We start from the raw sequence: 7320 nt of genomic DNA, 5'->3' as shown, positions 1-7320 counted from the left end.
AAAATTTTACATAAATCAAAGTGAGGATTATTTATGATTAGTTTAAAAGGTGTTTCAAAATCTTATAAAGGCATAACAATTTTTGAAGATGTAAATATTACTTTTATGCCCAATAAGTGGAACTTCATTGAAGGAGTGAACGGATCAGGGAAAAGCGTTTTATTAAAGCTTATATGCGGATTTAGTAAACCAGATACGGGTATAGTTACGGTAGATGATTATATTATTGGACAGGACTATGACTTTATACAAAATGCAGGGATCTGTATAAATTCACCAGATTTTTTTAACAATTTATCTGGAATGGATAATTTATTGGAAATCGCTAAAATAAAAAAGATAGTGACAAAAAATGAAATTTATCAATTTTGTGAATTATTCGGATTAGAGGAAGATATTAATAAAAAATATAAGTATTATTCTTTAGGTATGAAGCAAAAGCTTAGGATTATTCAAGCAATAATGGAAAGTCCAAATATTCTAATATTAGATGAGCCTTTTGATGCTTTAGATAAACAAGCTAAACAAATTATGCAAAATTACCTAAATGATTTTATCAAAAAAGAGAATCATTATTTAATATATACAAGTCATTCGAATGAACACAAAGACTTTGCAGATGTAATTTATAGCATAGATGCTAAAACAATCAAGCAAATTAAAGATGTTGAATAACAAAAATATTCATATAAAAAAGGAGGTGGACCTATGAAGAAGTGTGCAGCGGCATTGCTAAGTGTATTCTTGGTTTGTGGATGTTCGAATATAACACCAAATAATGAAAAAGTAGAGGTTAGTCAGGAAAAGCTAGAGAATATGACAGCCTTATATACTGGTCTTGCAGAAGCAAATGAAACTATAGATAATAAGTCGAAGATTGGTGTATGGGCCTATTATGAGGATGGTACAAAAGAATTCATTACACAAGGATGGACTGTTAAAGAACCTGTCACATTAGAAGCTGGAAAGACTTCAGAAGTTACAGTTGAATACCAGGGATTAGAAAGTTCGATTCTGGTTGAATGCAGTGAAGTGGATGAAGCATCCTTTAAAGCAGAGTCACAATCACCGGATCAATCGGATTTAGAGGTTACACATTCTAAGTGGTATGGAAAGAAATTGACATATACAGGAAAAATCATTGTTCGAGTGGATGATAAAGATTTTAGAGGATATATGATAAATATTTTTGATGATAAGTCATATGTTTGTGTACTTGATTACAATAAAGAATTTGATTTTAAAGAAGGTCAAACTGTTACATTCTGGGCATATGGGCTTGGGCGTGTGGAATCCAAAGGATTGTTTGGAAAAGAGAGAAGTTGTATTGCGTTTAAGGCAAAATATATGGAAGAAGTGTAATGACGTATAAAGAAAGTAAGGTGAAATAATATGTGGAACAGGCAACAAGTTAAAGAACAAGCTAAACAAATCATGAAACGAAACTATTGGAAAATGTTTCTGGTTACGCTGATTGCAGGAATATTGAGTACTTATTATGTGACTGTTATTCAAGAAGTACAAGGTTTAGTACCTGATGTTGTATTGCCAAGTATGTTTTCTTCAATCCTTTCATTTTTATCAATGGAATCTATTGTAGGATTATTATTTTCTATCTTTATTGGCTTTGCCATTAGAGTCGGAGAACAATATTATTTCATTAAAAATCATTATGGAAATCCAGCGTTAAATGAAATATTTCAAGGCTTTAAAGGGAATTATTTAAATGTGGTAAAAATCATGCTTATCATGGAATTAAAAATAATGCTTTGGCTTTTATTACTTGTAGTTCCTGGAATTATAAAGGCGTATGAATATTCTATGATTCCATGTTTATTGGCAGAAAATCCTAATATTACTACAGATGAAGCTTTCTCGTTATCCAAACAAATGACGACTGGACAAAAGATGGATTTATTTGTCTTAGATTTATCTTTTCTAGGATGGTATTTTCTAGGCTTTCTTTGCTTTGGAATTGGAGCATTGTTTGTGCAGCCATATGATGTAGCTGCGTTTACAGAGGTTTATTTGATTCTAAAAGAATCTGTAAAGAAGGATGAGTGTGCAACGGATATTCAAAGTGATTAGAAATGAAAAAATTGATTAATATAACAATGTAAATCCATGATGGATCATAAAAGAGTATCACTTGTTTATGGTGATACTCTTTGACTATTTATCTCTCGTTTTCATCAACATAGATACACTCAAAGCCCATGTTCATCTTCTTTGGAAAATAGTCTTTTACTAGATAATATTCAGTATCTCGGTTGAATACGATATGATAGTTGACTGGATTTAGGTTAGTCGTACATAGTCTTTGAAGACCAAAGAATAATACACTGGATATGTACTTTCTTTCATTCGCAAATGTACGGGCAATTGTGTCTCTGCCGTATTCTTCTTCATCCTTTAACTTACCTTTGTAGTAGAACTCCCAAAAGTCAACTTTTAGCTGATCCCAATCTTCCACTACAGTTAATCCGTTACCGGATCTTTTTTTATGCAGTATACCAGCATAGTTGGCAGTACGAGTATTTGATATCTTTGTATCAAGACGAATATCTATATTGGCAATCCATCCTTCACATGTTTTCTTACCGATATATAGAAGGGCAGTTTTTGTACATGCGTCTGATAAATCATCATCTTTTAAATTGTCATAGAATACTTCCTGTTTTGATTTGCCTGTGTATTTTGAAAACAAAGCCAACTGTTTAGGATTCATAAGTCTACCATCTTCATTTACTAGAGTATTCAATGTTTTATAGTTGATTCCTACCTGTTCAGCAAGTTGTTTCATGTTTAAATTTTTTTCTGAACATAAAGAATCTATATAGGATTTTACAGACATAGGACCCCTCCAAATCTATAGATATATTAACATGCTAAAGTACATAAAAAAAGATATCCGGAAATATACGCATTATGCAGTTGCAATTTCCGGATTAAATGGTATGATAAATATGAAAGTTATAAGTCGTATTTATAAATAACTTTCTAGAAAGGGGAAATTCAAAATGGAAAAGTTATATTGGGGACCCACGGATGTGGCAGCCTATGCGAACATCAGCAAATCCAAGGCATACCAATTCATTCAGGTTATGAAGGATGAGTATGAGCTGGATGAACGGCGACTTTTAAAAGGAAAAGTTCCGGTTGTTGTCGTGAAGGATTTTTTTGATTTTAAGGTAGAAAAAAAGGCTTAATTTGGCTGGCACCAAATTAAACCGGAGGCATGTAATATACCCCTAAGCACGTATATTATAGCACATTATACAAAATGTGGCCTCCTTTTTATCTTTTTTTGGAGGCTTTTTGAATGCTTGTTCAGAAAGTCTATTTCGTAATGAGGTAAAAGGAGTTTTTTTATGGAAAATAATAAGAAGATTAAACCTAATTCCTATTATTCTATTCAATATTGGATGATAAATGAATTGGGGTTAAAAGGATTGGAATTGAGTATTTATGCGATTATCTATGGATTTTCGCGTGATCATTGTGGTGCATTTACAGGCAGTTGTAGTTATTTGGCAGATTTTACAAATTCAACTAAAGCTGGTGTGGATAAAGTTTTAAAAAGTTTAATACAAAAGAATTTGTTAGAGAAGAAAGACTTTGTAAATCATGGTGTTAAAAATTGTATTTATGTCGCAAAAGAGGTGGCAAACTTAGTTAGCTACCAGTCAACAGAGTTAGGTGGGGTGGCAAACTCAGTTAGCCAGGGTAGCCAACTCAGTTGTCCTAATAATATAGAAGATAATATAGAAGATAATACACTCTCTTTAGAAGTGAAGCATTTTGGACTTTATGGAAATGTTATTCTAAATGATGAACTGTATGATCGATTGCTTATTGAATCGGAAGAATATGCGGATGAATATATCAATAGACTGGATTCACATATTGAAATGCATCAGCTTCAGAAACAGTATTCTGCATATGCTCCTAATCAGTTCTTTATCAAAATCTTTGACATGCTTCGAAGAGACGGGCATGTGGAGGTGTAGACAATGTCTGTGAAACGTTTAGGAAACAAGAAGTATGAAATTCGTGGATCTGTACCCACTTCAACAGGAAAGTATCATTATTACTTTTTTAGAAAATCATTTAATTCAATCAACGAAGCAAGGGAATACGAATTGAAGTATAAGGAGTCTTTTAATATAGAAAATCACACGATTGAAAATCATTCTTATACATTGAAAGAGTTTATTGACGTATATGATCTGGCTAAGGCAAATCAATTAAAATCAAGCACAAAACAGAGCAATACATATATTTCAAAATACTTTGAATCTTTGTATGATGAAAAGATTCAATCTCTAACATCTGGACAGATCAAACAGATTACGGATGCTGCATTTAAAAAAGGTTTGAGTGAAGAATATGTAAATAAGATGCTGACATATTTGAATAAGATATTTAACTATGGACTTGAAATGGGATATGTACAGTTTAATCCAGTCAAAAGAATTCCCAAATACAAAAGACCGGACAAGATCATTGATGAAGACGATTTCTATACTCCGGATGAATTTGAGCAGTTCATTCAATGTTTTCCAAGAAACAAAGAAAACGGAGAATACGTCTGTTATGTTATTGTGAATCTTTTGTATTTTATGGGATGTCGATTTGGCGAATGTGTTGCACTAACAATGAACGATATTGATATGGATAAGGGGACGATTCGATTCAATAAGACAGTAGCTAGGTATGTGCAGGGAAGATCGTATCTGGTTACTCCGCCAAAGACAAGGAACAGTATTCGAACGATAACGATGCCCAAACGAATGAAATGCATCATGCAGGAATATTTGGATTGGTACAAAGACTTGTACTGCATCACAAAAGATACATTTCTGTTTGGAGTGGACAGACCCGTTCTTGCGAAAGTTGTGAAGAAGCGTATGGCAATCGCCTGCGAAAGATCAGGAATTCGCATGATCAAGATTCATGGGTTTAGACGAAGCAATGCATCACTTCTATGTAATGCGAATGCACCTGTATCATTGGTCGCAAAACGCTTGGGTCATACACAAACGGAATGTTTGAAGACTTACGTTAAGTTCTTCAATAATTCCGAGCAGGATCTGATCGACATCATTGATTCTCAATTCGAATGATGTCGCTAAAAGCTCAACGCAGTTGCCCGTCATTGAACTTCATTACCGCCTTTAGTGCGGTAGTGGGGTTCAATAGGGAAGGGCATTACCATCAAGCTGGTAATTATGGCAAGCAAGGCTTGCTCAAAAGAATGTGTGGAAATAATTAATGAACAATAATAAGGGGGATACGTAAATGAATCGATTTAAATTATATTTAAATGATACGAATATTGAACATCAAAAGGAATGTGTAAAAATACTTTTTAAACATTTCAATGGGACTTATCGAAATACATACAATGGCAATTTGGAAGTGATTATTGAAGAAAAAGCATCGACTTCTGGAAGACCTAAGAAAAAACTTCCTGGTGTGGATGTTCTTAGAGCAGAAAAGAAGGAAATGACTTTTGAACAGATGTGTAAAAAATATAATGTTTGTCGTACAACATTGTATAAAATATTAAAATCGGGTGATTTGCATGAATGAAGTGTCGGTTACGATTACGGCTGGCGAAGGATGTGAAGAACATAATCATGGCTTGGAGTATCGCTCGAAACTGGAGCATACGCATGATACGGGCAAAGATACAGTGATTGAGCTTGTGCCTTATGAAAAAAGCTATAAGGAACAAATTAATGAATTGATGAAACCGTATATTAAAGAACGTAATGATTATACTCTGAAACGCAAGGCTGCCGCGTGGGATCGATATAATAGTGGCCAAATTAAGACAAAGCCACGTAATCGGGATTATCCATTGATTGGCAATGATTATTATACGCAGCATCTGCATGATCAGATGCGGAATCCAAAAACGAATAAAATGGAACAGATTAAAATGTTTAGATCATTAATTATAGGATTGGGGGATAAGAGTGATCGTGAAAATGGCAAAATAACGAAAGAACAAGCACTTCGCATTTTTAATGAATTCCTTGTTAGATTTAAAAAGGATTTTCCGTATTTCCATATATTAGGTGCCACTGTACATTTGGATGAATCTGGATTCTATCATATGCACCTTGATTTTAAACCAATTTACGAACGTGCAGAAGATATGGAATATATTCAGAAGCATGGCGGAGGATTGCGCTGTGGCACAGGGTTAGATGAAACATTAGTACGCATGGGGTATAAACCGGAACAGTCTATAATCAATGAAAGAGATAAAGTTCCGATTTTATTTAATGCGATGCGAAATAAGATGTATAAAATTATGGAAACCATTATGAATGAGAACGATTTATATTTGATGTATGGTGCTACAAGTATTAAGGAACCGAAAAAAGATGCGTCGATAAATATGCCGTTAAGTCAGTGGCAGGATACAAAGGATAAGACATTTGAAATGCAGCACAATATGAATATCGCAAAGGAATTTTTGAAACAAGACACTGTGGATGAAAAGAATATTGTGTATGCGTACGAACGATTGGAAAATGTATCTTCACAATTGGTGGAAATGGAGAATTCACCAAAATCAAGATTGAATAAGAATAAGATCGTCGTTGAATATCATGTGTTTGATCAGCTTAAAACGTTTATTCAGGAATTGAAGTCAATGATTGGGGCGTTGTTGAAACGTATCAAATTGTTGAGCGCTAGAATAGATAGTTTAACAGATGAAAACAAAACACTAAATAACAAGCTGGATAGTACAAAGAATGAATTGGTTCAGTATAAGAATGACAATAAGTTATTGAAGATTAGACTAGATGATGTTAAAGAACAGAATTCAGTTTTACAGACTAAAGTGAATGATCATAACCATAGTATGTTGACAATGAGTAAGAAGCTGAATAAGTCTGAAACTAGAAATATTGCACTGACTCGATTTGTGAAAGAAACAATGAGAAATCAGATTTACTTAAAAAATGGACAGAGTATAACATTTTATGATGCGATAATGAATAAGCTAAGTCCTGAAGATAAGACAATGGTTAGAAAAACTATGGATTTAGAGGGAAATAAAAACAGTCGAAATAGATGAAAAAAAGCGGATAATTTACTATCCGTTTTTAATATGCTTTGAAAATTTTTTGTAGTTTTTTTGTAACTTTTATCTAAAAGAGTGAAGAAATTCACTCCTATTAATGATGATGAATATAACGACTATATAAAAATAGTTAGGGTCTAGATACGCTATAAGATTACATAGGGTAATGTGCTAGGCAGCTTAAAATTCGCTCCAAAGTATTTTGGGGCGTTTTT

General features: G+C 33.3%; 9 protein-coding genes. 8 read left to right on the top strand and 1 reads right to left on the bottom strand.

From position 1 onward, the window contains the following. Nucleotides 1-33 precede the first annotated feature (33 nt). The 3 genes from ACZQCL_RS04690 to ACZQCL_RS04680 are packed head-to-tail and all read left to right on the top strand — an operon-like array spanning nt 34 to nt 2088. Entirely contained in the window at nt 34-675 is a 642-nt protein-coding gene (locus ACZQCL_RS04690) for an ATP-binding cassette domain-containing protein (protein WP_337525951.1), read from the top strand. A gap of 33 nt (nt 676-708) precedes the next feature. Further along, the gene (locus tag ACZQCL_RS04685) at nt 709-1362 is read left to right on the top strand and encodes a hypothetical protein (RefSeq protein WP_417405714.1); all 654 of its coding nucleotides are present in this window, start codon (nt 709-711) and stop codon (nt 1360-1362) included. Nucleotides 1363-1392: 30 nt separating this feature from the next. Then, a complete protein-coding gene (locus ACZQCL_RS04680) occupies nt 1393-2088 on the top strand; it encodes a DUF975 family protein (RefSeq protein WP_337525949.1) in 696 nt (231 codons plus the stop codon). A gap of 88 nt (nt 2089-2176) precedes the next feature. On the opposite strand, the gene ACZQCL_RS04675 is transcribed toward ACZQCL_RS04680, so the two are convergent. Then, complete coding sequence (locus ACZQCL_RS04675; RefSeq protein WP_118325105.1) at nt 2177-2854, bottom strand: helix-turn-helix domain-containing protein; 678 nt, start codon at nt 2852-2854, stop codon at nt 2177-2179. Nucleotides 2855-3020: 166 nt separating this feature from the next. On the opposite strand from ACZQCL_RS04675, the gene ACZQCL_RS04670 reads away from it, so the two are divergent. The 5 genes from ACZQCL_RS04670 (at nt 3021) to ACZQCL_RS04650 (ending at nt 7099) form a co-directional block, all read left to right on the top strand. Then, the gene (locus tag ACZQCL_RS04670) at nt 3021-3209 is read left to right on the top strand and encodes a hypothetical protein (protein ID WP_195233073.1); all 189 of its coding nucleotides are present in this window, start codon (nt 3021-3023) and stop codon (nt 3207-3209) included. 162 nt (nt 3210-3371) lie between these two features. Then, nucleotides 3372-4010, top strand: coding sequence for a hypothetical protein (locus tag ACZQCL_RS04665; protein WP_482481959.1), 639 nt, complete (start codon nt 3372-3374; stop codon nt 4008-4010). A gap of 3 nt (nt 4011-4013) precedes the next feature. Further along, the gene (locus tag ACZQCL_RS04660) at nt 4014-5126 is read left to right on the top strand and encodes a tyrosine-type recombinase/integrase (RefSeq protein ID WP_270499836.1); all 1113 of its coding nucleotides are present in this window, start codon (nt 4014-4016) and stop codon (nt 5124-5126) included. Nucleotides 5127-5301: 175 nt separating this feature from the next. Then, the gene (locus ACZQCL_RS04655; RefSeq protein ID WP_118114973.1) at nt 5302-5595 is read left to right on the top strand and encodes a hypothetical protein; all 294 of its coding nucleotides are present in this window, start codon (nt 5302-5304) and stop codon (nt 5593-5595) included. After that, on the top strand, nt 5588-7099 hold the full coding sequence (locus ACZQCL_RS04650) for a plasmid recombination protein (protein WP_482481958.1): 1512 nt from the start codon (nt 5588-5590) through the stop codon (nt 7097-7099). The genes ACZQCL_RS04655 and ACZQCL_RS04650 overlap by 8 nt, the downstream gene beginning before the upstream one ends. The last annotated feature ends 221 nt before the right edge of the window (nt 7100-7320 follow it).

Source organism: Holdemanella sp. (assembly GCF_056804935.1).
The sequence above is the reverse complement of the archived record's forward strand: the minus strand, read 5'-3'. Positions and strand labels throughout refer to the sequence as shown.

What these genes read in the sequence shown, in the direction of transcription:
- ACZQCL_RS04655 (WP_118114973.1), top strand. Translation starts at nt 5,302, where the DNA reads ATGAATCGATTTAAATTATATTTAAATGATACGAATATTGAACATCAA.
- ACZQCL_RS04690 (WP_337525951.1), top strand. Translation starts at nt 34, where the DNA reads ATGATTAGTTTAAAAGGTGTTTCAAAATCTTATAAAGGCATAACAATT.
- ACZQCL_RS04675 (WP_118325105.1), bottom strand. Translation starts at nt 2,854, where the DNA reads ATGTCTGTAAAATCCTATATAGATTCTTTATGTTCAGAAAAAAATTTA.
- ACZQCL_RS04660 (WP_270499836.1), top strand. Translation starts at nt 4,014, where the DNA reads ATGTCTGTGAAACGTTTAGGAAACAAGAAGTATGAAATTCGTGGATCT.
- ACZQCL_RS04680 (WP_337525949.1), top strand. Translation starts at nt 1,393, where the DNA reads ATGTGGAACAGGCAACAAGTTAAAGAACAAGCTAAACAAATCATGAAA.
- ACZQCL_RS04685 (WP_417405714.1), top strand. Translation starts at nt 709, where the DNA reads ATGAAGAAGTGTGCAGCGGCATTGCTAAGTGTATTCTTGGTTTGTGGA.
- ACZQCL_RS04670 (WP_195233073.1), top strand. Translation starts at nt 3,021, where the DNA reads ATGGAAAAGTTATATTGGGGACCCACGGATGTGGCAGCCTATGCGAAC.
- ACZQCL_RS04650 (WP_482481958.1), top strand. Translation starts at nt 5,588, where the DNA reads ATGAATGAAGTGTCGGTTACGATTACGGCTGGCGAAGGATGTGAAGAA.
- ACZQCL_RS04665 (WP_482481959.1), top strand. Translation starts at nt 3,372, where the DNA reads ATGGAAAATAATAAGAAGATTAAACCTAATTCCTATTATTCTATTCAA.